Source organism: Stenotrophomonas sp. 10N36, assembly GCF_056395005.1.
The window spans coordinates 57,588-82,071 of sequence record NZ_JBFTIS010000016.1; the positions used below are offsets into that span (position 1 = coordinate 57,588).

General features: G+C 66.1%; 22 protein-coding genes. 13 read left to right on the forward strand and 9 right to left on the reverse strand.

What is annotated here, in order from left to right:
* Positions 1-2 precede the first annotated feature (2 nt).
* Entirely contained in the window at positions 3-1,163 is a 1,161-nt protein-coding gene (lldD, locus tag AC1DCJ_RS15575) for an FMN-dependent L-lactate dehydrogenase LldD (protein WP_038687967.1), read from the forward strand.
* Positions 1,160-2,881 (forward strand): D-lactate dehydrogenase, encoded by a 1,722-nt coding sequence (gene dld / locus AC1DCJ_RS15580; RefSeq protein WP_478071351.1) that lies wholly within the window; start codon positions 1,160-1,162, stop codon positions 2,879-2,881. Before lldD ends, dld begins: the two co-directional genes overlap by 4 nt.
* Positions 2,882-2,962: 81 nt before the next feature.
* Here dld and AC1DCJ_RS15585 read toward each other — a convergent pair whose 3' ends face one another.
* Positions 2,963-3,283: a hypothetical protein gene (locus AC1DCJ_RS15585; RefSeq protein ID WP_314402139.1), complete on the reverse strand. Its 321-nt coding sequence runs from the start codon at positions 3,281-3,283 to the stop codon at positions 2,963-2,965.
* Positions 3,284-3,389: 106 nt separating this feature from the next.
* Between AC1DCJ_RS15585 and AC1DCJ_RS15590 the strand changes: the two genes are divergently transcribed.
* Positions 3,390-3,884 (forward strand): DUF1543 domain-containing protein, encoded by a 495-nt coding sequence (locus AC1DCJ_RS15590; RefSeq protein ID WP_478071352.1) that lies wholly within the window; start codon positions 3,390-3,392, stop codon positions 3,882-3,884.
* 23 nt (positions 3,885-3,907) lie between these two features.
* Here the strand turns inward: AC1DCJ_RS15590 and AC1DCJ_RS15595 are convergent, their stop codons facing one another.
* The 8 genes from AC1DCJ_RS15595 to tssJ all read right to left on the reverse strand — a co-directional run bounded on the left by AC1DCJ_RS15595 (position 3,908) and on the right by tssJ (position 13,690).
* The gene (locus tag AC1DCJ_RS15595; protein ID WP_478071353.1) at positions 3,908-4,156 is read right to left on the reverse strand and encodes a hypothetical protein; all 249 of its coding nucleotides are present in this window, start codon (positions 4,154-4,156) and stop codon (positions 3,908-3,910) included.
* 280 nt (positions 4,157-4,436) lie between these two features.
* Complete coding sequence (locus tag AC1DCJ_RS15600; RefSeq protein WP_137189660.1) at positions 4,437-5,186, reverse strand: M949_RS01915 family surface polysaccharide biosynthesis protein; 750 nt, start codon at positions 5,184-5,186, stop codon at positions 4,437-4,439.
* The gene (locus AC1DCJ_RS15605; RefSeq protein ID WP_137189659.1) at positions 5,176-7,080 is read right to left on the reverse strand and encodes a TIGR02594 family protein; all 1,905 of its coding nucleotides are present in this window, start codon (positions 7,078-7,080) and stop codon (positions 5,176-5,178) included. Before AC1DCJ_RS15605 ends, AC1DCJ_RS15600 begins: the two co-directional genes overlap by 11 nt.
* A gap of 11 nt (positions 7,081-7,091) precedes the next feature.
* Complete coding sequence (locus AC1DCJ_RS15610; RefSeq protein WP_137189658.1) at positions 7,092-7,601, reverse strand: hypothetical protein; 510 nt, start codon at positions 7,599-7,601, stop codon at positions 7,092-7,094.
* Positions 7,598-10,462 (reverse strand): type VI secretion system Vgr family protein, encoded by a 2,865-nt coding sequence (locus AC1DCJ_RS15615; RefSeq protein ID WP_478071354.1) that lies wholly within the window; start codon positions 10,460-10,462, stop codon positions 7,598-7,600. The genes AC1DCJ_RS15610 and AC1DCJ_RS15615 overlap by 4 nt, the downstream gene beginning before the upstream one ends.
* A 355-nt stretch (positions 10,463-10,817) precedes the next feature.
* Positions 10,818-11,609, reverse strand: a complete 792-nt coding sequence (gene icmH / locus AC1DCJ_RS15620) for a type IVB secretion system protein IcmH/DotU (protein ID WP_038687984.1) — start codon at positions 11,607-11,609, stop codon at positions 10,818-10,820.
* Positions 11,609-12,943: a type VI secretion system baseplate subunit TssK gene (gene tssK / locus AC1DCJ_RS15625; protein ID WP_038687986.1), complete on the reverse strand. Its 1,335-nt coding sequence runs from the start codon at positions 12,941-12,943 to the stop codon at positions 11,609-11,611. The genes icmH and tssK overlap by 1 nt, the downstream gene beginning before the upstream one ends.
* A 186-nt stretch (positions 12,944-13,129) precedes the next feature.
* The gene (tssJ, locus tag AC1DCJ_RS15630) at positions 13,130-13,690 is read right to left on the reverse strand and encodes a type VI secretion system lipoprotein TssJ (protein WP_241658901.1); all 561 of its coding nucleotides are present in this window, start codon (positions 13,688-13,690) and stop codon (positions 13,130-13,132) included.
* 303 nt (positions 13,691-13,993) lie between these two features.
* On the opposite strand from tssJ, the gene AC1DCJ_RS15635 reads away from it, so the two are divergent.
* The 10 genes from AC1DCJ_RS15635 to AC1DCJ_RS15680 all read left to right on the forward strand — a co-directional run.
* Positions 13,994-14,617, forward strand: coding sequence for a tetratricopeptide repeat protein (locus AC1DCJ_RS15635; RefSeq protein WP_478071355.1), 624 nt, complete (start codon positions 13,994-13,996; stop codon positions 14,615-14,617).
* Between the two features lie 36 nt (positions 14,618-14,653).
* On the forward strand, positions 14,654-15,154 hold the full coding sequence (gene tssB, locus AC1DCJ_RS15640) for a type VI secretion system contractile sheath small subunit (protein WP_038687988.1): 501 nt from the start codon (positions 14,654-14,656) through the stop codon (positions 15,152-15,154).
* Between the two features lie 3 nt (positions 15,155-15,157).
* Positions 15,158-16,651 (forward strand): type VI secretion system contractile sheath large subunit, encoded by a 1,494-nt coding sequence (tssC, locus tag AC1DCJ_RS15645; RefSeq protein WP_038687990.1) that lies wholly within the window; start codon positions 15,158-15,160, stop codon positions 16,649-16,651.
* Positions 16,652-16,791: 140 nt separating this feature from the next.
* Positions 16,792-17,289 carry an Hcp family type VI secretion system effector gene (locus tag AC1DCJ_RS15650; RefSeq protein ID WP_038687991.1) on the forward strand — a complete coding sequence of 166 codons (498 nt, stop codon included), beginning with the start codon at positions 16,792-16,794 and terminating at the stop codon, positions 17,287-17,289.
* A 139-nt stretch (positions 17,290-17,428) separates the two neighbouring features.
* Positions 17,429-17,920: a type VI secretion system baseplate subunit TssE gene (gene tssE, locus AC1DCJ_RS15655; protein ID WP_128097832.1), complete on the forward strand. Its 492-nt coding sequence runs from the start codon at positions 17,429-17,431 to the stop codon at positions 17,918-17,920.
* Between the two features lies 1 nt (position 17,921).
* Complete coding sequence (tssF, locus tag AC1DCJ_RS15660; RefSeq protein WP_478071356.1) at positions 17,922-19,757, forward strand: type VI secretion system baseplate subunit TssF; 1,836 nt, start codon at positions 17,922-17,924, stop codon at positions 19,755-19,757.
* Positions 19,721-20,812 carry a type VI secretion system baseplate subunit TssG gene (gene tssG, locus AC1DCJ_RS15665; RefSeq protein WP_038687998.1) on the forward strand — a complete coding sequence of 364 codons (1,092 nt, stop codon included), beginning with the start codon at positions 19,721-19,723 and terminating at the stop codon, positions 20,810-20,812. The genes tssF and tssG overlap by 37 nt, the downstream gene beginning before the upstream one ends.
* Positions 20,813-20,883: 71 nt before the next feature.
* Positions 20,884-23,634: a type VI secretion system ATPase TssH gene (tssH, locus tag AC1DCJ_RS15670; RefSeq protein ID WP_478071357.1), complete on the forward strand. Its 2,751-nt coding sequence runs from the start codon at positions 20,884-20,886 to the stop codon at positions 23,632-23,634.
* Positions 23,635-23,660: 26 nt separating this feature from the next.
* On the forward strand, positions 23,661-24,014 hold the full coding sequence (locus AC1DCJ_RS15675; protein ID WP_137189654.1) for a hypothetical protein: 354 nt from the start codon (positions 23,661-23,663) through the stop codon (positions 24,012-24,014).
* A 230-nt stretch (positions 24,015-24,244) separates the two neighbouring features.
* A partial coding sequence (locus AC1DCJ_RS15680) for a hypothetical protein (protein ID WP_478071358.1) occupies positions 24,245-24,484 on the forward strand: 240 nt, incomplete at its 3' end.

The following is a 24,484-nucleotide window of genomic DNA, read 5'->3' on the forward strand; positions in this document are numbered from 1 at the left end:
CCATGATCATCTCCGCCTCCACCGATTACCGCGCGGCCGCCCAGCGCCGGCTGCCGCCGTTCCTGTTCCACTACATCGATGGCGGCGCGTATGCCGAACACACCCTCAAGCGCAACGTGTCCGACCTGGCCGATATCGCGCTGCGCCAGCGCGTGCTGCGCAACATGGCCGAGCTGAGCCTGGAAACAACCCTGTTCGGCGAGCGCCTGGCGATGCCGGTGGCGCTGGCGCCGGTCGGACTGACCGGGATGTATGCGCGACGCGGTGAGGTGCAGGCGGCGCGGGCGGCGGCCAGTCGCGGCATTCCCTTCACCCTGTCCACCGTGTCGGTGTGCCCGATCGAAGAAGTGGCGCCGGCCATCGATCGGCCGATGTGGTTTCAGCTGTACGTGCTGAAGGACCGTGGCTTCATGCGCAATGCGCTGGAGCGGGCCAAGGCCGCCGGGGTGACCACGCTGGTGTTCACCGTGGACATGCCCACCCCCGGCGCACGCTACCGCGACGCCCATTCGGGCATGAGTGGCCCCAACGCACCGCTGCGGCGCATGCTGCAGGCCGCCACCCATCCGCGCTGGGCGTGGGACGTGGGCCTGCGCGGGCGCCCGCACGATCTGGGCAACATCTCCACTTACCGCGGCAGCCCGACCGGGCTGGCGGACTACATCGGCTGGCTGGGCGCCAACTTCGATCCCTCCATCTCCTGGAAAGACCTGGAGTGGATCCGCGAATTCTGGACCGGGCCCATGGTGATCAAGGGCATCCTCGACCCGGACGATGCGCGTGATGCGGTGCGGTTCGGCGCCGACGGCATCGTGGTCTCCAACCACGGCGGCCGCCAGCTGGATGGCGTGCTGTCCACCGCGCGTGCGCTGCCGGCGATTGCCGATGCGGTGAAGGGCGAGCTGAAGATCCTCGCCGACTCGGGCATCCGCAGTGGCCTGGACGTGGTGCGCATGCTCGCGCTGGGCGCCGACAGCGTGCTGCTGGGCCGTGCGTTCGTGTACGCGCTGGCCGCGCAGGGCGGCGAGGGCGTGGCCAACCTGCTCGACCTGATGGCCAAAGAGATGCGCGTGGCGATGACCCTGACCGGGGCGAAGACCATTGCCGACATCAGCGGCGACGCACTGGCCGAGGTGGCCCGGCACGCGCAGGTGCGGCCGTGAGCGACCCTGCCGCGCTGCTGGCCGCGCTGCGCGCCATCGTGGGCACGGCGCATGTGCTCAGTGGCGACAAACCGACCCGGCGCTTCCGCAAGGGCTACCGCTTCGGTGACGGCCCGGTGCTGGCCGTGGTGCGCCCGGGCACGCTGGTGGAACAGTGGCGCGTGCTGCAGGCGGTGGTAGCGGCCGATGCCGTGGTCATCATGCAGGCCGCCAACACCGGCCTGACCGGCGGGTCCAACCCCGATGGCGCGGACTACGACCGACCGGTGGTGATCATCAACACGCTGCGCCTCACCGGCATCCAGCTGGTGAACGACGGCCGCCAGGTGGTGTGCCTGCCCGGCGCCACGCTGGACCGGCTGGAGCGGCTGCTGGCCCCCTTGGACCGCGAGCCGCATTCGGTGATTGGCTCGTCCTGCATCGGCGCGTCGGTGCTGGGCGGCGTGTGCAACAACTCCGGCGGCGCATTGGTGCGGCGCGGCCCGGCGTATACCGAGCTGGCCTTGTACGCCCAGGTCGACGCGCACGGGCAGCTGCGGCTGGTCAACCACCTGGGCATCGCGCTGGGCGGCGCACCCGAAGAGATCCTGGACCGCCTGCAGCGGGGCGACTACCGCGCTGCCGACATCGACAACGACAGCGGCCGCGCGGCGACCGATCCGCGCTATGCCGAGCAGGTGCGGCAGGTGGACGCGCCCACCCCGGCGCGCTTCAACGCCGACCCCGCGCGGCACTACGAAGCGGCCGGGTCGGCCGGCAAGCTGGCGGTGTTTGCGGTGCGTCTGGATACCTTCGCGCGCGAGCAGGCCGAGGTGTTCTACATCGGCAGCAACACGATGGACGACCTCACCGCGATCCGCCGCCACCTGCTGACGGCGTTCGAACGCCTGCCGATTTCCGGCGAGTACCTGCATCGCGAAGCATTTGATATCGGCGAGCGCTACGGCAAGGACACCTTCCTGCTCATCGATCGCCTGGGCACCGCGCGTGTACCGGCCGCGTTTGCGCTGAAGAGCCGCATCGACGGCTGGTTCGAGACGCTGGGCCTGCGCGGGGTCACCGACCGCGTCATCCAAGCCATGATGCGCCTGCTGCCGGGGCACCTGCCGCCCCGCATGAAGCAGTTCCGTGACCGTTACGAGCACCACCTGCTGCTGAAGGTATCGGCCGTGGATGCGGCCGCCACCGAGACCTTCCTGCGCACGCACTTCGCCGCTGGCGAGGGTGACTTCTTCGCATGCACCGCCGATGAAGGCCGCAAGGCGTTCCTGCATCGCTTTGCGGTGGCAGGCGCGGCCGTGCGGTATCGCGAAGTACACCGCGATGCGGTGCAGGATATCGTCGCGCTGGACGTGGCCTTGCGCCGCGATGACCGCCAGTGGGTGGAAGAGCTGCCGGCGGACATCGACGCCAAGCTGGCCGGCAAGCTGTATTACGGGCACTTCTTCTGCCACGTGTTCCACCAGGACTACATCGTGCGCAAAGGCGAAGATCCGCTGGCGATCGAGCATGCCATGTGGGCGTTGCTGGACGCGCGTGGCGCCGAGTACCCGGCCGAACACAACGTGGGCCACCTGTACCCGGCCAAGCCGGCCCTGGCCGCGTTCTATCAGCAGCTCGATCCCAGCAACACGTTCAACCCGGGCATCGGCCAGACGCCCAAAACCCGCCACTGGAACGGCTGCGACTGCACCGGAACCGGAACCGGAACCGGGTAGAGCCACCCCATGGGTGGCTGCACGGAAAACCCACGATCTGATGGCACAGCCACCCTTGGGGTGGCTCTACCCGGCGGGGAATCACTCGCAGCGGACGGCGGTGATGACGTTCTGCTTGTCGATGAACACGCGCAGGCGATCCTGGCGAAGGTCACGGGTGGTGATGGTGTCCGGGCCAATCGGGTTGACCAGCCCGGCGCCGCTCTGCGCCGACAGCTTGCGCATGGTGGCTTCATCGGCTGGCTTCCCCACGGCCCACTCCAGGCCATCGGCCTTGCACAGGCCCGGACCCTTGACCTGCGGGCCGGGAGTGCTGACGCAGGCGCTGAGCGCCAGACTGGCGGCGAGGGCCAGTGCGGCGGCCAGACGGCCGGAAGTAACGCTGCGCGAATGGACGTACATGGAGTCGCTCCTGCGGATTCAGGCGCTGACGATACCACTGCCGCCGCGATCTTCGCGTGGTGGCAACGCTACACTGCACGCCGTCGCAAAAGAGTGGGAGAGGGCAGTGCTGCACGTGTTCATGCTGGGCGGGCGCCATGCGCGTGCGCGCATCGAAGTCCATGACGTGGCCTTCGCCAATGTGGACCGCCCCGAGGACGCCTACCCGCAGTTGCGGCGGGAGTGGTTCGGTAACGCCAAGGGCCTGCACGTGGACGGCTGGCTGGCGGTGGACGGGGTAGACGGCCATCAGGTCCGTTTTGGCGATGTTGCCCCGGGCCCGGCTGCGCCGCGCCTGTTCTTCGTCAACCTGGGCGGCTACGTGCCACGCGCGCTGGGCGAGGCGCACGACTACCTGCTGCTGGTCGCCGGCGACCTGGCCGACGCCAGGCAGAAGGCCAAGGGCCTGCGCGACGCCAGTTGGATCATGCCGCATACCGACGCGGTGCTGGACGTGGACGACTGCATCGCCATCGACCAGGTGGGCGGCCGCTACGTGCAGCTGCAGCCGGGCGCGCATGCGGAGATCACGCTGGTCAGTGACTACATCGTGATCGGCTGAGCGCGCTTGGGGGCGTGGCTACGTCAGTCGGTGTGCGCTGGCTGCACGCCGATGGAGGGGCAGGTTTCGGAATGCTCCGCTGCAGCCACCGTGACCGTGGCGCGTTCGCCATCACGCTGGCGCAGGACGATGTCATCCACCCGCGCCCACTGGCCGTCCGCGCTGAAGGCGGTCTCGTAGGGCCCGTGCACGAGCGAGAAACGGGCCAGCACCTGCGCCGCCTCCAGGTCCAGCAGGAACACGTTGGCGCAGCGACTGGTGCCGGGGTCCATCTGGTCCCACGGGACGCCCCAAGCGAGCGCGCGGGTGCGGGCGCAGTTTACCTGCCACCCATCTACCGCCGATCCCAGCCGTATCCGGATCGCACGGGTGTCCCGCTTGAACACCACGTCATGGCCGCGAACCGCGAACTCCGTGACCGGGGCCGGAAGGCGGTGGAACGGGAGTGGCCGTTCTGTAGTTGCTGCCGCTACGCCACTGCAGGCCAGCAACAGCAGGCAGCCACCGGCGAGCCGGCCACCCCGGAACACGAAGGGGCGTGTGCCCGCGCGATTACGGCGTCGCTTCATCCTGTCCGCCACGCCGCGTGTATACGGCCTTCCAGACGGCATCCATGTGCTTCTGGAACAGCGGCGGGGCATCCTTGTAGGACGCGCTGTCCTGGCGCTCGCCGCCGAACGGTGCGTCGCCTTCGATGGTGACCAGCGATTCGCCGTCGATGCGGTAGACATCGTTGTCGCGCCGAAGTTCGATGACGATCTGCTGCGGGTCCACGCCGCCGCCGCAGAAGCTGTGGCTGGCCAGGGTGAGCTCGGCCACGCCATCGCCGTCCAGGTCGCTGGCACCGCTCTGGTCGAGGAAATAGCCCGCGTCCAGGTCCAGGCCTTCGCACTCGGTCGGGCTTTCGCTCTGCCAACGCTGCACGAAGGGAGCGTCGGCGGCGGTGCGGCCATAAAGCGTGGCGGTCAAGGTGGCCACGTCCATGTCCTGGTCGCTGTCGGCGTCGTGCGTGCGCGTATCGGTGCGCGCCAGTACCAGCAGGCCTTCACCGGCGGTGTCGCGGTAGTGCACCAGCTTCAGCGGGTCACGGATGCCCAGGCCATCGGTTTCGCTGCCGGGCAGGGCGGGCAGGACCGCAAACCCACCGCTCGCCGGCTGCGCGGGCGCCGCGGCCGGGGCGGAGCCTTCAGGGGCGGCATCGGTGGCGACATCGGTGTCCGTCGCCGCCTTGCCGGGCCCGCCGCATGCGGCCAACGCCAGCGCGCAGGCCACGGCGAGCCAGCCGCTGCGGTCAACGCTCATTGCCGCTGGCCTTGGTGACGACGACGATGCCGAGGGCGTCATTGAGGGTTTTGGCGTGGGTCGCATCGAGTTTCGGGTCCTTCAGTTCTTTGTTGGCGAAGGCCAGGTAGGCCTTGGGCACGTAATAGCGCAGCGACGCAGGATTGTATTTGACGAAGTTGATCTGGTCGCTCTGGTTGCCGCCCAGCAGGATCGGGCTGCTGCCATCGAGCGCGTAGACAAAGCCCACGTGGCTGGTCTTGACCAGCGCGATCGCGCCAAATACCGGTGCATCGATCTGCACGTAGTTGGTGGTGTCGGCGGCGAACGAGCGGGCGCGGTAGGGATGCGGGCTGGAGATGGGGTAACCGGCCTTGCGCATGCAGTAGTTCACGAACGAGGCACACCAGGCGTTGTCTCCGCCGGCCATGGTCTTGAACTGCTTGCCGTAGCCGATTTCGTCGTGGAAGTTGATCGTCTTGGTGATCACCGCTTCCTTCTTGCCCGACCACTTCTTGGCCTGCGCGTAGGCATGCTCGATCCACGGCGCACGTTGCTGCGAGTACGGCACCAACGCGATCGGGTGGGCTTGGTTCTCCGCGCTGCGCACCGGCCGGGTGTCCACGGCCGCAGGCGGCTTTACCGCCGGCTGCTTGGGCGGGGCAACCGGCGGCGGCTTGACCAGGCTGGGTGCCGGCCCACTCGGCTTGCTGGAGGCAGGCGGCTGGGTGGTCTTGGGCTTGGTGACTGCCGTGGAGGCCGGTTCTGCCTTCTTCGCACCGGCCGGCAGGTTGATCGACTGCCCCGGGCTGATCTTGTTGCGGTCCTTGATCGCCGGGTTGGCGGCCATGAGCTGGTCCACCGAAACGCCGTGGCGGTCGGCGATGCCCGACAGCGTGTCGCCGCGCTTGATCGCATAGCTGTTCCGGGCGGCGGCGGGAGCGGCATCGTTGGCGGCCGCGCCGGACGTGCTGCCCTGCGGTGCCGGCCCGTAGATCCAGATCACCTCGCCCGGAAAGACCTTGTTGCGGTCCCGGATCCGGTTGTTGCTGACCAGTTCGTCCACGCTGGTCTTGAACTTGCTGGCCACCGTGCCGAGCGTGTCCTTTGGCTGGATCACATAACGGATCGGCGCACGCTTGGCGTCGCGCGGACTGCTGTCGGGGTTGTGCGGCTGCGAGCCGGCCAGCGCGGTGACCAGCGGCCGCGCGAACAGCAACGACGTCGACGCCTGGTCCAGCACGAACTCGCCGATCTTGGTGCCCACCTTGCCGGCCTCCTCGGCGAACAGCTGCACCATCTCACCCGGCTTGCTGGTGATGAACGCCGGCAGCACGCCATAGGCGTTGGTGGTGAGCTTCTTCTCCTTTCCGGTGCTGGTCTTGGCTACCACGGGGAAAGACGGCAGCGGCTTGGCGCCGTCGGACAGCGACACCTGGGTGGCGTGCACGATCTTTTCCTTGCGCGTGTCCGAATTGGCATTGAAGCCTTCGTACTGCTCCATCGCCGCGACCATGCCATTGAACTGGTCGTCGGTCATGTCCTTGATGACCGTCTGGTCGGTCGCGCCGGACTTCTTGCGCACGAACGCCAGGTATTTGGCCGTGTCGTTCTCGCCTTCCGGGGCGTAGGTGTGCATCGCGTTGTACAACGTCATGTCGTTGTACTTGCGCCGCAGCAGGGCGCGCTTCTCCTTGCGGCCTTCCTCGGCGCTGGAAAAGATCGCGAACTTGCCGCTGGCCGTGTCGGCCTGGCCGATCATGCTGACGTACTTGCCGCCGGGGCGCAGGTTGCCCGGGTTGTTGAGCAGCCACGCCAACGTACCGCCGGTGCGCAACATCTTGTCGCCGTTCGCAGCGGTGAATTCCACCGTGCGGATGTCCTTGTGAAATACCGCGCTGATGTACGTGGTCATGGGCTAGACGCTCAGGGGGACGGTGGCGCTGCCAGCGCCTGGGTGACGGTTTTCTTGCCAACGTTGCGGGTGCTGCGCAGCACGAACACCCACCGGTCTTCGTCGGGCTGGCGCACCAGCTCATACCGCTTCAGCTCGACACTGGCGTTGTCGTCGTACGGTGTGTCCTCGTACGTGAGCTGGGCCGTGGTCAGCCAGGTCTTGCCGCCGGCCTGCACCACGCGGGCGTCGCTCAACGGGAAGTCCGCGGTCGCGGTGGTCTTGAACACGAATTCGCTGGGCACCGCGTCCGGCTTGGCCAGCAGCGGCACCTGGTTCCACACCGCGTCCTTGCCCTGCGGCTGCCACTGGAAGCTGTAGACGTAGAAGCTGTGCGCGTTGAAATGGTTGACCAGGCCCGAGTTCACCCGCAGCGTGCCTTGCGCGCTGGCGATGGTGGCGGTACCGGGCTTGTACTGCTGGGCCTGCGCCGGGGCGGCGGCGATCGCGGCGGCCAGCAGCAGATACGACAGGGTTTTCATGCGGGATCGTTCTCGTTGCCGAGCAGTTCGAGGATCTGCTCCGGGGTCAGGGCGCCTGTCTGCGCGGCGGCATCGAGCTCGCCGCGGTAGCGGTCGCCATCGGGGTCGTCATCGTTGTCGCCGTCTTCTTCCGGCGGCGCGCCGGTAGCGGCGGTGATCTTCTCCCACTTGTCCTCGCCGACCTGCAGGGTGAGCGTCCTGCCCAGCCCCTCGGACATCACGCGCGGCAGGCGGCCATCCTCGCCCACGGTGCCGGCGGCCACTTCCTTGTTGTCCTGGTCGACGATCTTGAAGGGCAGGTTGGTCCAACCCAGGTCGCCGGCCAGCACGTCCGCGCCTTCCACCGCGAAGCGCAGGCTGTCGGTAAAGGCGAAGGTCTGGTCGGGCAGGGCGGGAACGGCGGCGGCGTCGCTGGCCCCACCGAGGAACGGATGCTGCCCGGCCTTTACCGTAAACGTCCCCGGGCAGCTGAAGGTGATGTCCCCACCTTCCAACGTGATCGCGCTGTTGCCGGCCTGCAGCACCACTTTCTGCTGGGCCAGCACGTCGATGCGGTTGTCGGTGGCGGTGATGGTGATGGCCTGGTCGGCCAGCAGCTCCAGCTCGCCGGTGTTGGCCTGCAAACTCACCGGGCCGTTGGCCGCGATGACCTTGATCGGGCCTTCCTGGGCAAACAGCGCGGTGTGCTCGCCGGACACGGTGGAGACGGTTTCGCCGGCGCTGATGTGCAGGTCCTGCTGCACGGTCATCTGCAGGTTCTGCCCGGCGTAGGCCACCGCACTGGCCGGGGTGGTCCAGATGATCTGCTCGGGCGACTCGGCCAGCAGCAGGGCCGCGGCAAAGCGCTCCACCGGGTTGCTGCCCGGGGTGCGCCCATCGTCGGGCTTCATTGCCGACTGGCCGTTGACCTCGCCGCTGTACTTGCCGTCCACCTGCGGATCGATCTTCTCGCGCAGGTGGGTGGTGCTTTTCAGCGCCGTCAGGGCCGGCACGTTCTGCTGCTGCAGGGTGTCGTGCATGCCTTCCAGGCTGCGCTCGGCGCCCTTGAGCTGGGCGACAGCCTCGTTGCTGTCCAGCACCGTGGAGGCGCCATTGCTGCGCGCGGTGGTGGAGATCAGCAGACCCTTGGCCGCGTGCACGTTGCCCCAGCCCTGGGTGGCCAGCTCGAAGCCCTGGCCGCGCAGCGCGCCGCGACGGGTGTCGCCGTGCTCGATCAGGTAGCCCAGTTCCAGCCGGCTGTCGGCCAGCGAGGTCTGCAGGCGCGTGCGCAGCTGCCCGGGGGTGTCGTCGATCACCCACTGCTGGGTGCCGCCGCCATCGTGGGACTGCGTATGCAGGCCGCTGAGCACGCCGGGGTGCTGGGCCTTCTCGTCGATGCCGCCGCCAAACGGTGGGGCGACCTCACCGTTGTAGAGCTGGCCGGTGATGCGTGGCTGGTCGATGTCCCCATGCAGGAACTCCACCAGCACCTCGCTGCCGATGCGCGGCAGGAAATGCGTGCCCCAGTTGGGGCCGGCCACCCACTCGGCTACCGGCACCCAGCTGCCGCTGGTCTGGTCGCCCGGCGCATGCCCGGTGAGCTTGCTGCCGGTGTCGGTCAGCCCGCCCGGGTTGGGCGCGGTGCCGCGCTGCCAGCCGAACTGGATGCGTACCTGGTGCTCGCGATTGGGCGTGACCACGCTGTCGGACACGCCGACCACGCGGGCGGTCTGCGGGCCGTGCAGGGTCGGCCGGTCCTGCGGCAGGGCGCGGATCGGGGCGTCGCTGGGCGCGGCCAGGAAGCGGTTGCGATAGCTGCCGTTCTCCAGGGCGGATTCGCCGAGCAGTTCGACGATGCCGTGGCCCAGGTTATTGACGGCCACATGCGCCACGGCCAACAGCTGGAAGGTCTGGCCCTGGTGCTGCGGGTGCTGGGTGAGGGTGAAGCGGTTGCCGGCGGCCAGCACGCGCACGCTGCCGCTGCCTTGGAACAGGGTCATCGGTACGCGCAGCGCATCCAGACGGGCCTGGGCCTCGTCGTCGGCCGAGGCGCCCTTGCCGAAGCGGCCGGCACGCGGCTGCACATAGACTTCCAGCGCCGGCAGCTCGCCGGCCTCGGCCTGGCTCTGGCCGCTCACCGCCTGCAGCTGCTCGCTGTGCCAGCTGGCCACGCTGCTGGCGTTGGGCACCAGCTGGCGCTGCTCGGCAAATGCGGTGATGCCATCCAGCGCTTCGGCCATGTCGGCGCGGTGGAAGCGCTGCGCACCCAGATCGGTGAGCTCGGCGCCCGGCTCGAAGACCACCAGCGTGTGCGCGGCGGTATCGCCCTGGGTCTGCTCGATCCGCCACGCCAGACCGGCCTCGGCCAGCAGCCGGGTCACAAAACCCCAGTCGCTCTCGCGGTACTGGGTGGTGATGGCGCGGGCGGGCAGGGTGGACTGCACGTCGAAGCGGAACACGGCCTGCGGGTAGTCGCCGAAGATCTGCTCGCAGATGGTGCGGGTGTCCAGTTCCTGGAAGATCACCGCGTTGCGGCGCAGCTCCAGCAGCGCCGTCCACGGTTCCAGGGTGAGCCGATAGCGGGCCAGGCCGCCGTCGCTGCCCAGCTGGGCAACCTCGGTGCACAGGCCATGCCATTGGCGCAGGCCGCCGTCGGCTTGCCGCAGCTGCAGGGTGAGCGGCTGTTCCAGCCACGGGTCCATGTCCAGGAAGGCATCGGTGGACAGGCAGTCGATCTCGAAGCGGCTGCTGCCGCAGACCGATTCCTGGCCCTCGAAGCGTTCGACCACCAGATCGGGGGCAGGCCCCTGCAACTGGATCAGGCGCGCCTGTTGCGAAGGCGTAGCCAGTGAAGCCAACAACTGAGAGCGGGAGACATCCATATCGACGGGCTCATATCAGGGTTGTGATGAAGCGTGAATCGGCTTGAGTCGCGTCGCGCGCTTCGATGCGGACGCGCGCGCCTGCCTGGCAACAGTAACAAACCGTGCTGACAGGTCCTTTCACCGCTGGTTCCAGCACGCCCCCTGACGTGACCTGCTACACGGCAGGCGAAGGAATCCACGAATTGTGCTGCATACCGCGCCGGATGGTGGGATAGCGAACCGGCGACGGTGAAAACTGTGACCAATATCTCTAATTAGCGGTGTGCGGCACGCGGTACGTCACTGCAAGGCGGCGTGCCGAAACTGCGGGGATGGGCCCTGACGCGCCAGGGCCCATCCCATAGTGCGTGGCTCAGGGCAGCGTGATGGTGATGTGCGCCGTGCGCTGTGGCATCTGCACCACATCGTTGTACGCCGCCATCCGCTGCTGGGTTTCGTGACCCAGATAGAAGCGCAGGCCGAAGAAGCCGAGCAGGCCGAACCCGGCCACCAGGGCCGCAGGCATCCACAGCGGCACCACGCGGCGCAGGCTGTGGCGCACGTTGTCCGGTGGCAGTGCATGCGGCGCGAAGCCGTGGCGCTTGCCCTTGAGGTACACGATCTCATCGCCCAGGCGGGCGGTGAGGTAGCCGAGCTTCTCGGTGCCTTCGAGACGGTACTTGCCCTCGAAGCCCATCAGCAGGCAGAAGTGGTACACCTCCAGCGACGGCAGCCGCGGGGCGCCCTGGCGACGCAGCTCTTCAAGCCGGTCGAAGAAGTGTTCACCGGCCAGGTGCTCGCCGAACAGGCGCAGCTGCAGCGGGTTGCGCTCCCAGGACTCATGCAGCGACGACGGCTGCGACAGGATCGCTTCGTCCACCGCGGCGCAGAACGCGTACTTGGCTGCGTAGACGTCTTCGGAGGCGATGCCCATGCGGTTGGCGTTGCGCTCCACGCCGTCCAGGAATTTCTGCACGGTGGACACGAACGCTTCACCGTCGGACGGCAGCTGCCCACGCTTGAGCAGCAGCAGCAGGTAGAAGCCATCGGCCATCAGATCCTGCAGGCTCTGCGGATTGGCCGCCTGCGGGGCAGGCGCAGCCAGGCCGCCATGCGAGCTCAGCGAGGGCATCGGGCCCGGGGTTGGGGGCAGGGGCGAATTCATCATGAGGTCACCGCAACAAGTTCCATTTTGAGGTCGGCAATACCGGACGGCACGTACACCATCAGCGACTGCGACTTGAGCATGCGCTCATAGAGCGCTCCGCGCGTATCCAGTTCGAAGTAATGACTGCCCGGACGCACCGGGATCGCGGCCGGCACCTGGTTGGCGTGGGTGAGCTTGACGCCGGGCAGCGCCGACAGCACGCACTTCTCCACGTCGTCGGGGGCGCCGATCTTGAAGCGCACCGGCACCGTCTGCACCAGCTCCTGCGCCGGCACGTCGGCCGACACCGCCAGGTAGAACGAGGCGTCGCCATCGATGCGCTGCGAGTCCAGCCGGCCCAGGTGGTAGGACGGCTTGACCTCGTTGAGCGCGATCTTGAAGTAACGCGCCGAGATCACCGTATCCAGCAGCGTGCGGATGATCTCGAACAGCTGCCGGAAGCCGGCTTCTGGCTGCGCGTGCAGGTAGCGCGGCAGATCGTTGAGCGCATACGCATTGGAGAACGTCAGCATCGCCCCGGCCATGCGCAGCAGTTCCTGGTGCAGGCGTTCGGGGTGCAGCTGCGGATGGTGGTACAGGTGCGCCAGCGAACTGAACGACGAGTTGATCGTGTGCAGCAGCCAGAACGAGGCGATGTCGCCGGAGCGGAACTCGATGATGTTCTTCGACGGTTCGCGGTGCAGGCCGTACAGCGCGTCCACCTTGGCCTGCAGCGAATCGAGAATGCCGCGCAGTTCCCGATGCAGGGTCGGCGAGGCTTCCAGGTGCGCGCACGGCGGGATGAACTCGTCGTCGAGCTCGAACCCACCGGTGGAGGTGCGGCGGATGCGCGCCAGCGCCACGGTGGAATACGGATCGCGCGGGTTTTCGTCGGTCAGCAGCTTCACCGCCTTGCCGAGGAAGCCGAGTTCGGCTTCGACTGCATCGGTGTAGAGGTCGTTGGCGCCGCGATTGATCTGGCGATAGCGTGCCAGCTGGCTCGACTCGGCATCGGCGCAGTTGTCGCCGTCATCGCGCAGCAACGGCAGTGCGAGGTGGATCACCGTGGACTGCACGCCGGGCGGCAGGTCCTTCAGCGAGAGCGCATCGGGCAGTGCGTCGTGCACCGGCGCGTCGTAGCTCTCGCCATCGGGAAACACGGCCGAAATGTCCAGCGGACGCAGCGTGCCGCTGCCCAGTGCCTGCGGATCGAAACGCACGCGACGGCAGCCCCAGGCATAGGGGTGCAGCGTGAGTGACAGGTCCTGCAGACGCGCCTCGTGATACGCATCCTGGCGCTGGAAATGCTGGGGCCTCAGGAACAGGCCTTCACCCCAGAGAACTTTGGACATCCTGCTTACATATGCCACATTTCAATCCTTGGAAATCTCGGGCCAACCCCGCCCGATACACACTAGGGTTCCACACACACTCCCAAGACAGGAATGTGAAAGTGCGAGATGCATCACGTTTTCGATGCCCGGCTACTCAACAATACTACCGCATGCCGGGAATCTGACGTCAGAATGCAGGCATCTTCAACGAGGAGAGACGCAGCGCACGGAAGCGAGACTGCCCGGGTCCCCTGACACACGTGTGACCAGGGCCTGGCTGTCAGTCGTCAGTGCGCAGGCATGGATTCCCACCGTAATACCTTCGTTGGCCAGGTTCTTGTGCTTGCCGTCGAACGCGAATCGCCAGCGGCCTTCTGCCGGCGCGCGGAACAGGGCGACAACACCCAGCACCGCGGTCCCTTCACTCAACTGTTCCTTGAGCTCCTGGCGATTGCCCGGGGTCAGCACGATCTCGTTGACCGACAACAGGTCTGCACCCAGCGCGGCCTGTTCGCCACTCTGGTCGAGGAAGGCATTGAAGGGGGCCTGCTCGAAGCGCTGTGCACTGCGCAGGTGGTAGACCTTCACCACCGCGGCAGTGGCGCGCTTGTCATTGCCGGCGTTGAGGTTGATGCCGGCCAGCAGCCGCAGGGGCACGACCGGCGGGGCCTCCGGTTGCGCATCACGGATCCCGACCGCCTGCAGCGTCTTGTCCATGGCCTTGCCCAGCCCGCCGCTCGCGCAGCCGGTCAATGACAATGACATCGCCGTGACAAGACATATAAGAGTGTGACGCCCTAAGCAGAAATTTCGGCTCATGAGGGGTTTCATGCATTCTCGGACGGAGGGTTGGGGATGGTGGTCAGCGGGGCGTTGCGAAGCCGCATGTACGTCAAGATCGCGGAAGACAGTGTGAAAAACGGCAACGTTGCATTGAAACACTCTATGCGCTTCACTATACCCCTGCGTATTTGCAGTTGTACACTTGCGGCGGTAAGGGAAGGGAATCCCGTGTGTTGTATCGGCGGGGACCGGACTCACCTTTAGAAGTTTCCATGAGGGATTGGCATGAAAGTGAAGGTAATGGGGAAGGCTGTCTATCGGCCGTTGTTGGCAATGGCACTGCTGTCCGGTCTGGCGGCCTGTTCGTCGGCGCCGAAGAAAGGCGCGGTGCCTCCGTACGATGCAACGATGACCACGGCGGAGACGCAGGTCACCACGGTGGGTTCGGAAGCCGCCATCAAGAGCTTTGAAGACGCCGCGCGCGCCGATCCGACCCGCAAGGAACCGTGGGTGCGCATCGCGCAGCTGCAGTTCGACCAGGGCCAGTACGCACGTGCCATCGTTGCCGCCGAAGAGGTGCTGCAGCGCGATCCGGACGACCTGGTCGCCGATGGCGTGATCACCGTGGCCGGCTTCCGCATCGCCAACACCTCGCTGACGCGCCTGCAGGGCCGCGGCGCACTGGCATCGGAAACCGCGCGCAAGGAAGCCAAGACCCTGGCTGACACGCTGCGCAAGACCATGGGCGATGCCGTGCTTGAAGATCCCAAGCCGAAGCCGCGCACGCCGGCCCGTCGCACGGGCCCCCGTCGCACCACCGCACCGGCCGCAGCACCTGCTGCCGCGCCTGCTGCACGTCCGGCGTCGTCCAACGGCGGCGATCCCTTCCAGAACCTCGGCGGCAACTGATCCGCACGCAGTAACGCCCCCAGTCAGGAGACACCGATGGCGAAGAAGGACAGTATTCAGAAGCGGCTCCAGAAGATCCGCCCCCCGCGCGTGCAGTTGACCTACGACGTGGAAAAGGGTGATGCGATCGAACAGAAGGAGCTGCCGTTCGTGGTGGGCGTGCTCGGTGACCTGAGCGGCAACCCGGAACAGCCGTTGCCCAAGGTCAAGGACCGCAAGTTCGTCAACGTCGACCTGGACAATTTCGACGAAGTGATGGAAGGCGTCGCCCCGCGCGCGGTCTATCGCGTCGCCAACAAGATCAGTGATGGCGGCGGCGAGTTCGGCGTCGAGTTGAAGTTCAACTCGATCGACGATTTCCGCCCCGAATCGGTGGTCGACCAGATCGAACCGCTGCGCAAGCTGCTGGAATCGCGCACCAAGCTGGCCGACCTGCGCAACAAGCTGGCCGGCAACGAGAAGCTCGAAGACCTGCTGACCGATGTCCTGAACAACACCGAACAGCTCAAGAAGCTGGGCACGGGCAAGGAGCAATAAGCCATGGCAGCAGAAGCTACCGGTGTAGCCGAACAGTCGGCCGCAGCCGTCGAGGAAATCGGCCTGCTCGACCAGATCGTCGAGAAGAGCAAGGTCGCCAAGTCCGAGACCGAGCACCAGCGTGCCAAGGACATTATTTCCGAGCTGGCCAAGGAAGTGTTGGAAGGCACCGTGGTGGTGTCCGACAACCTCAACCTGACCCTGGATGCGCGCATCGCCGAGATTGACCGGATCATCTCCGAGCAGCTCAGCGCGGTCATGCATGCCCCGCAGTTCCAACAGCTGGAAAGCACCTGGCGCGGCCTGCATTACCTGTGCCAGCAGACCTCCACCGGCCCGAACATGAAGATCAAGGTCTTCAACGCGCCGAAGAAGGACCTGGTCAAGGACTTCAAGTCGGCGATCGACTTCGATCAGAGCGCGCTGTTCAAGAAGGTCTACGAAGAAGAATTCGGCACCTTCGGCGGTGCGCCGTTCGGTGCGCTGGTCGGTGACTATTTCATCGGCCGCCAGCCGGAAGACATGTACTTCGTCGAGCAGATGTCGCACGTGGCTGCTGCCGCCCATGCGCCGTTCATTTCGGCTGCGTCCGAGGGCATGTTTGGCCTGGAGACCTTCACCGACCTGGGCAAGCCGCGCGACATGGCGAAGATCTTCGACACGGTCGAATACGCCAAGTGGAAGTCGTTCCGTGAAAGCGAGGACAGCCGCTACGTCGGCCTGACCCTGCCGCGCTTCCTGGGTCGCCTGCCGTACAACCCGAAGGATGGCACCACGGTCGAAGGCTTCAACTTCGTCGAGGAAGTGGACGCCGCCGACCACAGCAAGTTCCTGTGGTGCAACACGGCCTATGCCATGGCCGCGCGTCTCACCCACGCGTTCGAGGATTACGGTTGGTGTGCGGCCATCCGCGGCGTCGAAGGCGGTGGCTTGGTCGAAGACCTGCCCACCCATACCTTCCGCACCGACGACGGTGAAGTGGCACTGAAGTGCCCGACCGAAGTGGCGATCACTGATCGCCGCGAAAAAGAACTCAGTGACCTCGGTTTCATTCCGCTGGTCCACTGCAAGAATACCGACTACGCCGCGTTCTTCGGCGCCCAGTCGGCACAGAAGCCGAAGAAGTACAACACCGATTCGGCCAATGCCAATGCGATCCTGTCTGCCCAGTTGCAGTACATGTTCGCCGTCTCGCGTATTGCCCATTACCTGAAGGCGATGATGCGCGAGAAGATTGGCAGCTTCGCTTCGGCGGGCAACGTCGAGGAGTTCCTGAACCGTTGGATCTCGCAGTACGTACTGCTGGACGACAACGCCTCCCAGGAAGCCAAGGCCCAGTACCCGCTGCGCGAAGCCGCTGTGAACGTTTCGGAAGTGCCGGGGAAACCCGGTGTCTACCGCGCTGTGGCCTTCATCAGGCCGCATTTCCAGCTCGATGAGCTGTCTGTTTCGTTGCGATTGGTTGCCGAATTGCCGGCAACTGCAAAAAAGTCGTAACGCATTGATGTTGCTGTAGCGCCAAGGGGCGGATGCCCTGATTGCAGCGACGTTTTTCCAAGAGGGTTAAACCCCCCTGAACCGCCGGGAGCGATCCCGGCACCCAATCTCACGGAAGACCGGAACTTAGGAGACCAGATATGCAGCACGCTTTCCTCTCTATCGACACCATCAAGGGCGAGTCCCACGACGACAAGCACAAGGATTGGATTGAAATCCAGTCCTTCTCGCAGGATCTGCTGCAGCCGCGTTCGGCCACCGCGTCGACCTCGGGTGGCACCACCGCAGCTCGTGTGAATCTGTCGCCGATCGAAATCACCAAGACGATCGATCTCGCCACCACTGCCCTGAACCAGGCGGCCAGCAATGGCACCACCTTCCCGAAGGCTCGCATTGAATTCATGCGCGCTGACAAGGACGGCAACGCGATCAATTACTACACGGTCGAGCTGCTGAACGTCCTGGTTCACCGCGTCACCACCACGGTTGATTCCGAGGGGATGCCGCAGGAAGTGATTCAGTTGAGCTTTGGTGCGATCAAGTGGACCTACCAGCAGCAGAAGCCGGAAGGCGGCGTTGGTGGCAAGGCCGTGGCGCAGTGGAGTGCAACCAAGAACATTCCCAACTACGCCGTTTGATGTAGTGTCGCTGCGATGGCGCCTTGTGCGCCATCGCAGTCTGAAATCACCTGGCAGTACATCGGGAGTGGCCAGGAACGGCCGCAGCGCGTGTTGCCCCTCTGCATGATGCAGGGACGCAGACAGACCGGAATGACCAATGAAGGGACTCGAACCCAGCTTGCTCGAGAAACTGTTTGACGATGCCCCCAAGTCCAATGGGGGAGGGCATGTGTTCAAGTCCATATCGCTGGACCAGTACAAGGAATCGATCGCCCGCGACCTGGAAGGCCTGCTCAATTCACGTGCAGCGTTCCAGGAAGAAGACATGGCCGAATTCCCGAACTGCAAGCAGTCGCTGCTGACCTACGGCCTGGCGGATTTTTCCGCGATGAGCCTGGCCAACGCCTATGACCGCGCCGCCATTTGCCGCTCGCTGGAGCAGGCCGTGGCCCGCCATGAGCGCCGTTTGAAGAACGTGGGGGTCAGCCTGGAGGTTGGCTCGCAGTTCGGTGGCGGCCTGCACTTCACCATCAACGCATTGCTCGATCTGGAGCCGGCCCGCGAGCCGGTCAGCTTCGATGCGATGCTGCAGCCGTCGACCCTGCAGTACCAGGTCAGCCGCACCCGTCGCCAGCAGGCGACCAGCTGACATGCAGGATCTGCTGCCCTATTACGAACGCGAACTGGCTTACCTGCGCCGCTACGGCCGCGAGTTCGCCGATCGCTACCCCAAGATTGCCGGTCGCCTCCAGCTCAATGCCGAAGGCAGCCAGGACCCGCATGTCGAGCGCCTGATCGAAGCTTTCGCGCTGCTCAGTGCACGCGTCTCCAAGCGCATCGAAGACGATTACCCCGAATTCACCGACGCCCTGCTGGACGTCCTGTATCCGCACTACCTGCGGCCGTTCCCGTCGTGCTCGATCGCCCATTTCGACATGGACGGGGTGTCGTCCAAGCTGAGCGCCCCGATCACCGTAGCGCGCGGCACGGCCCTGCAGTCGCGCCCGGTGCGCGGTGTGTCCTGCCGTTTCCGTACCGCCTTTGATGTGGTTTTGGCACCGATTGCGGTGCAGTCGGCGGTCTACCGCGGCGTGGCCGAAGCGCCGATGGCCACCAGCCTGCCGGCCGGCAGCGGCGCGCAGGTGTCGCTCAGTTTCCGCCTGATGTCTGACCAGGCCAGCTTCGATACGCTGGGCACCGACGCCCTGCGCCTGTTCCTGGACGGTGAGCCCTCGCTGCGCGCGTCGCTGCGCGATGCCCTGGCGCTCGGGGTCAAGGTGGCCTATGTGGAGGCCGACAACAGCGGCCGCTGGCGTCGTCTGGACGAGGTGCCGCTGCGCCAGGTCGGCTTCACCGAAGACGAATCGCTGGTCGACTTCCCGGCGCGCTCGCACCCGGCCTATCGCCTGCTCACCGAGCTGTTTGCCTACCCGGAAAAATTCGGCTTCGTCGACCTGCTGCTGAAGCCGGTCACCGCCGGCGCCAGCCGCAGCTTCACCCTGCACCTGATCCTGCAGGCCAGCGCCCCCGAGCGTGGCAACCAGCTGGTCCTGGAGGACCTGAGCGCCAGCAACGTGCGTCTGGGCTGCACGCCGATCGTCAACCTGTTCACCCAGCCCGGCGAGCCGATCCGCGTGACCCATCGCACGGTCAGCTACGCGGTGCTGGCCGATGCGCGGCGTGCGTTTGCCTACGAGGTGTACTCGATCGACTCGGTGCACCGCATCCGGCAGACGCCACAAGGCGAAGTGATCCAGGCGTTCCGTCCGTTCTATTCGCTGCACCACGGCGAAGACCCGGACCGCACCGGGCAGTACTGGGTGTCGCGTCGCGACGAGGACATCGCGCGGCAAAGCCCGGGCTTTGAAACCGAGATCAGCTTCGTCGACCTGGCCTTCAACCCGACCCTCCCGCAGACCGACACCGTCAGCCTGGAGCTGACCTGCAGCAACCGCGACCTGCCCAGCCACCTGGCCCATGGCGTGGTCGGCGGCGATCTCACCCTGGAAGGCGGCACGCCCGCGCGGGCCATCAGCCTGCTGCGCAAGCCGACCCGGCCGTTGCGCTTCCGCCAGGGCAAGAACGCCCAGTGGCGCCTGATTTCGCATCTGTCGTTGAACCAGCTGTCGCTGACCGGCAGCGGGCTGACCGCGCTGAAGGAGATGCTGCGGCTGTACGACCTGTCCGGCAACAACGTCTCGGCCCGGCAGATCGACGGCATCCTGGCGTTAGAGCAGCACCCGGTGACCAGCTGGATGTCCGGCAAGCAGTTTGCCTCGGTCGTACGCGGCCTGGAGATCCGCCTGACCATCAACGAGAACCATTTCGTGGGCGCCGGCATTGCCGCGTTTGCCCAGGTGATGGATCACTTCTTTGCACTGTACGTGCATGCCAACAGTTTCACCCGGCTGGTGCTGGTTTCCAGCGACAGCGGTGAGGAGATCGTCCGATGCCCGGCGCGAAGCGGCGAATCGATCCTGGCGTAGCCCAGCAACTGCTCGCCGAACCGCACCGCTTCGAGTTCTTCCAGGCGGCGCGGTTGTTGGAGCAGGTGTTCCAGCGCCAGGGCGTGAAGGCAGGCCAGGCCGTGCCCATGCGGGTGCGGTTCCGCAACCCGTTGTCGCTGGGTTTTCCGGCCACCGAGTTGAGCTCGGAATGCGTGGCGTACAGCCTCAAGGGTGACAAGCTGGAAGACGCCGCGGCAATCGACCACGCGCTCGAGCACGAGACCCTGGCCGAGGTGCACCTGACCCCGCATTTCATGGGGTTGCTGGGCACCTCCGGTGCGTTGCCGCTGCACTACACCGAAACCCTGCAGATCCGCGAGCTGTACGATCGCGACCGCACGGCACGCGCGTTCTTGGACATCTTCTCCACGCGTGCGGTGTCGCTGCATTACGCGGCGTGGAAGAAGCACCGGTTGGCCCTGCAGTACGAGATCGACCGGCGCGAGCGCTTCCTGCCGCTGATCATGTCGCTGTTCGGCATGGGCATGAACGAACTGCGCGACCGGCTGGTGGATGGGCACGGCGACGTGTTCGATCAGGCCTTTGCCTATTACGCCGGCGCGGTGCGGCAACGCCCGGTGTCGGCGGCGCTGATGCAGCGGGTGCTGGCCGACTACTTCCAGGTGCCGCTGGCGCTGGAGCAGTTCGTCGGTGCCTGGTACCGGGTGCCGGCCGGGCAATCCACGCGCCTGGGCCAGGCCAACGCCACGCTCGGCGCCAGTGCGCTGGCCGGCGACCGGGTCTGGCAGCGCGACCTGCGCATGCGCCTGAGCATCGGCCCGCTGCGACGGGAGCAGTTCGATGATTTCCTGCCCGGCGGCAGCGCCGAGCAGGCGCTGGCCAAGTGGCTGTCGCTGCTGACCGGCGGCACGCTGGAATACGAAGTGCGGTTGGTGCTGCGCCAGGAAGACGTGCGCGGCGCCGGGCTGGGTGCCGGCGTCGGCGCGCGGCTGGGCTGGGACAGCTACATGTGCTCGCGTGCCGCCGACGGCCCGCGTTCGGACACCACCTACGGCATCCATACACTGCAATGAACAGGTCGGGGCAGGGCTGACCGGCCGCTGCCCTTCATCAACAGGTTTCAGCAAGGAGCGCGTTTTCCCGCATGAGCATCAATCTCAAGACCCTGATCAGCAAGCTGGACGATACCTGCCGTCTGGCCGCCGAGCGTGCCGCCAACCTGTGCATGTCGCGCGGCAACTACGAGGTTGATCTGGAGCACCTGTTCCTGGCGCTGCTGGAGCAGCCGCACAGCGATTTCGTGTTGATTGCCCGCCGCTGCGGCATCTCGCCCGATGCGCTGGAACGCGACCTCTCCGACGAGATCAGCCAGTTCAAGACCGGCAACGGCCGCACCCCGGTGTTTTCCCAGCACATTCCCAAGCTGTTCGAACACGCCTGGCTGATCGCCTCGCTGGATTCGGAGACCAGCCGCATCCGCAGCGGCCACCTGCTGCTTGCGCTGATGACCGAGCCGGAGCTGTCGCAGCTGGCCTACCGCGGCTCCAAGCTGTTCGTGCGCTTCAAGCTGGACGAGCTCAAGCACGACTTCGCCAAGCTCACCGAGGGCTCGCAGGAAGCTACCCAGACCGTGCGCAACGCCGATGCGGGCGCAGGCGAGGGTGACCTCGGCGGCGAGACCGCTGCGGCCGTGGACGGCGGCAAGGGCGGGCTGTCCAAGACGCCGGCGCTGGACCAGTTCACCACCAACCTGACCGAGCGTGCCCGCGAAGGTCGCATCGACCCGGTGATCGGCCGTGACGGCGAGATCCGCCAGGTGATCGACATCCTGATGCGACGCCGCCAGAACAACCCGATCCTCACCGGTGAGGCCGGCGTCGGCAAGACCGCCGTGGTGGAAGGGCTGGCCCGCCGCATCGCCGACAAGGACGTGCCCGACGTGCTGCTGGGCGTGGAGCTGCACACCCTGGACATGGGCCTGCTGCAGGCCGGTGCCAGCGTCAAGGGCGAGTTCGAGAACCGCCTCAAGAACGTGATCGACGAGGTCAAGAAGAGCCCGCACCCGATCATCCTGTTCATCGACGAAGCCCACACCATGATCGGTGCGGGTGGCACGGCAGGCCAGAATGACGCCGCCAACCTGCTCAAGCCGGCCCTGGCCCGTGGCGAGCTGCGCACCATCGCGGCCACCACCTGGAGCGAGTACAAGAAGTACTTCGAGAAGGACGCCGCGTTGGCGCGTCGCTTCCAGGTGGTCAAGGTGGAAGAACCCACCGAAGCCCTGGCCGCCGCGATGCTGCGCGGCATGGTCGGCCTGATGGAAGCGCACTTCAACATCCGCGTGATGGACGAAGCCGTTACCGAAGCGGTGCGCCTGTCGCACCGTTACATCAGCGGTCGCCAGCTGCCTGACAAGGCCGTCAGCGTGCTCGACACCGCCTGCGCGAAGGTGGCACTCGGCCAGAGCGCCACCCCGGCGATCATCGAAGACACCCGCAAGCACCTGGATCGCCTGGACGCCGAGCTGGCCGCGCTGCAGCGCGAAACCGCCGGCGGCGCCAACCACCATGCCGAGCGTCTGGGCGAACTGCAGCAGCTGCAGGCCGATGCCCGGGCCGTGCTGGCCACCAATGAAGAGCGCCTTTCGCTGGAGCGTGCCCTGGCCGACCAGATCCGCCAGCTGCGCCAGCAGATGGAGAATGGCGGTGCCGAGGCGGCTGGCAGTGAGGCAGCCCCGGCTGACGCCGTCGCCGCCGAGAAACCTGCGGCGCGTGGCAAGAAGGGCGCCGCAGCCTCGGTGTCGCCGCAGCAGGCCGAACTGGACCGCCTGCTGGCCGAACTGCGCCAGCTGCAGGGCGACACCCCGATGGTGCCGCTGCAGGTGGATGGTGGCGTGGTGGCCGAAATAGTCTCGGCCTGGACCGGCGTGCCGCTGGGCCGGATGGTCAAGGACGAGATCCGCACGGTCCGCACCCTGGGCACCTTGCTGGTCGACCGCGTGATCGGCCAGGACCATGCGCTGGAGGCCATCGCCCAGCGCGTGCGCACCGCCACGGCCAAGCTGGAAGACCCGAACAAGCCGCGCGGTGTGTTCATGTTTGTCGGCCCGTCCGGCGTGGGCAAGACCGAAACCGCGCTGGCGCTGGCCGACATCCTTTACGGCGGTGAGCGCAAGCTGATCACCATCAACATGAGCGAGTACCAGGAAGCGCACAGCGTTTCCGGCCTCAAGGGCTCGCCCCCGGGTTACGTGGGCTACGGCGAAGGTGGCGTGCTGACCGAAGCGGTCCGCCGCAACCCCTACAGCGTGGTCCTGCTGGATGAAGTGGAAAAGGCGCATCCGGACGTGCTGGAGATGTTCTTCCAGGTGTTCGACAAGGGGCAGATGGACGATGCCGAAGGCCGCGAGATCGACTTCCGCAACACCCTGATCATCCTGACCTCCAACATTGGCTCCTCGCAGATCATGCAGGCCTGCCTGAACAAGCCGGCCGAGGAGATCCCCACTGCCGACGCACTGGGTGAAGCCCTGCGCCCGGTGTTGATGAAGAGTTTCAAGCCCGCGTTCCTGGGCCGCATGAAAGTCGTGCCGTACTTCCCGATCAACGACGACGTGCTGGCCCAGATCATCGCGCTCAAGCTCGGCCGCATCCGCGACCGAGTGGCGGGTAACCACAAGGCCACGTTCTTGTGGGACGACAGCCTGGTCGAGGCCGTGCTGTCGCGTTGCACCGAGGTGGATTCAGGTGCACGCAATGTTGATCACATCCTCAACGGTACGCTGCTGCCGGAGGTCGCGGAAAGCGTCCTGGCGGCGATGGCCGAGGGGAACCGGATCAACACCATCAAGGTGACCGCAGGGAAGAACGGCGCCTTCAAATACAAGCTGTCCTGATTGTCGACTGGAAAGGAGATACGAATATGGATTTCTACGGATTCAACCGCGCCAAGGCCATTGCCAACTGTGGCAGCCTGGAACTGGGCCTGGCCCGCGACACCAACAACGTGCGCGCCTGGAACCGCCTGCGCCCGGAGCACATCGTCGAGCTGCTGCACGGTGCCGCCGCCGATGCCCGCCAGGATGCCCGCAACCTGGCCGCACAGATCAGCCGTGGCGCCTGGCGCATCCAGACCCACGCACCCGCGCAGGGCAAGGCCAACCAGCTGGTCAGCAATGCCCGTGAAGTCTCGATCACCGCTGGCGGCCGCGACTACCGCCTGCTGCTGAACGAAGGTGCCAAGCTGCAGCTGGAACGTATTACGCAGTCGGCCTGATAGAGGCCCTCAGGTGCACCCGCCGCAGAAGCGGCAGGTGCACCGGGCTGCTCTTCGGTGCCATGCGCGGAGAGCTATCACCCAGCTGGAAACGTGTGACATATGACGTGTGCGACGCAATGCCCACCCGGGGTACAGCCCGGGTGAAATATACGGTGCTTGCGCTGATCTATGCTGACGATGGATCGCTCCAGTCGAATTCACTGGGCTAATGAATGCGGGGATGGATCATGGATTCCGTAACCAAGATACTCGCCGCGCTTGCGGCACCGGGGCAGGCACAGCGCCTGCTGCAGCTGCGCACCTCGCTGGGGAGCGACTTGCTGGTGGCCGAGTCGCTCAATGGCGTCGAGCAGATCGATGGCGTGGGTTTCGTGTTCGACATCATCGCGTTGTCGGCCGATGCCAACCTGTCGCTGGACAGTCTGCTTGGGCAGCCGGCATTGCTGCAGATGCAGGCCATCGGCAAC

Coding starts and splice junctions, on each gene's coding strand:
- icmH (WP_038687984.1), bottom strand. CDS start 11,609: ATGAATTCGCCCCTGCCCCCAACCCCGGGCCCGATGCCCTCGCTGAGC.
- tssB (WP_038687988.1), top strand. CDS start 14,654: ATGGCGAAGAAGGACAGTATTCAGAAGCGGCTCCAGAAGATCCGCCCC.
- AC1DCJ_RS15605 (WP_137189659.1), bottom strand. CDS start 7,080: ATGACCACGTACATCAGCGCGGTATTTCACAAGGACATCCGCACGGTG.
- AC1DCJ_RS15600 (WP_137189660.1), bottom strand. CDS start 5,186: ATGAGCGTTGACCGCAGCGGCTGGCTCGCCGTGGCCTGCGCGCTGGCG.
- AC1DCJ_RS15615 (WP_478071354.1), bottom strand. CDS start 10,462: ATGGATGTCTCCCGCTCTCAGTTGTTGGCTTCACTGGCTACGCCTTCG.
- lldD (WP_038687967.1), top strand. CDS start 3: ATGATCATCTCCGCCTCCACCGATTACCGCGCGGCCGCCCAGCGCCGG.
- tssH (WP_478071357.1), top strand. CDS start 20,884: ATGAGCATCAATCTCAAGACCCTGATCAGCAAGCTGGACGATACCTGC.
- tssF (WP_478071356.1), top strand. CDS start 17,922: ATGCAGGATCTGCTGCCCTATTACGAACGCGAACTGGCTTACCTGCGC.
- AC1DCJ_RS15635 (WP_478071355.1), top strand. CDS start 13,994: ATGAAAGTGAAGGTAATGGGGAAGGCTGTCTATCGGCCGTTGTTGGCA.
- AC1DCJ_RS15650 (WP_038687991.1), top strand. CDS start 16,792: ATGCAGCACGCTTTCCTCTCTATCGACACCATCAAGGGCGAGTCCCAC.
- AC1DCJ_RS15585 (WP_314402139.1), bottom strand. CDS start 3,283: ATGTACGTCCATTCGCGCAGCGTTACTTCCGGCCGTCTGGCCGCCGCA.
- tssK (WP_038687986.1), bottom strand. CDS start 12,943: ATGTCCAAAGTTCTCTGGGGTGAAGGCCTGTTCCTGAGGCCCCAGCAT.
- tssG (WP_038687998.1), top strand. CDS start 19,721: ATGCCCGGCGCGAAGCGGCGAATCGATCCTGGCGTAGCCCAGCAACTG.
- AC1DCJ_RS15675 (WP_137189654.1), top strand. CDS start 23,661: ATGGATTTCTACGGATTCAACCGCGCCAAGGCCATTGCCAACTGTGGC.
- AC1DCJ_RS15595 (WP_478071353.1), bottom strand. CDS start 4,156: ATGGACCCCGGCACCAGTCGCTGCGCCAACGTGTTCCTGCTGGACCTG.
- tssC (WP_038687990.1), top strand. CDS start 15,158: ATGGCAGCAGAAGCTACCGGTGTAGCCGAACAGTCGGCCGCAGCCGTC.
- tssE (WP_128097832.1), top strand. CDS start 17,429: ATGAAGGGACTCGAACCCAGCTTGCTCGAGAAACTGTTTGACGATGCC.
- AC1DCJ_RS15610 (WP_137189658.1), bottom strand. CDS start 7,601: ATGAAAACCCTGTCGTATCTGCTGCTGGCCGCCGCGATCGCCGCCGCC.
- tssJ (WP_241658901.1), bottom strand. CDS start 13,690: ATGTCATTGTCATTGACCGGCTGCGCGAGCGGCGGGCTGGGCAAGGCC.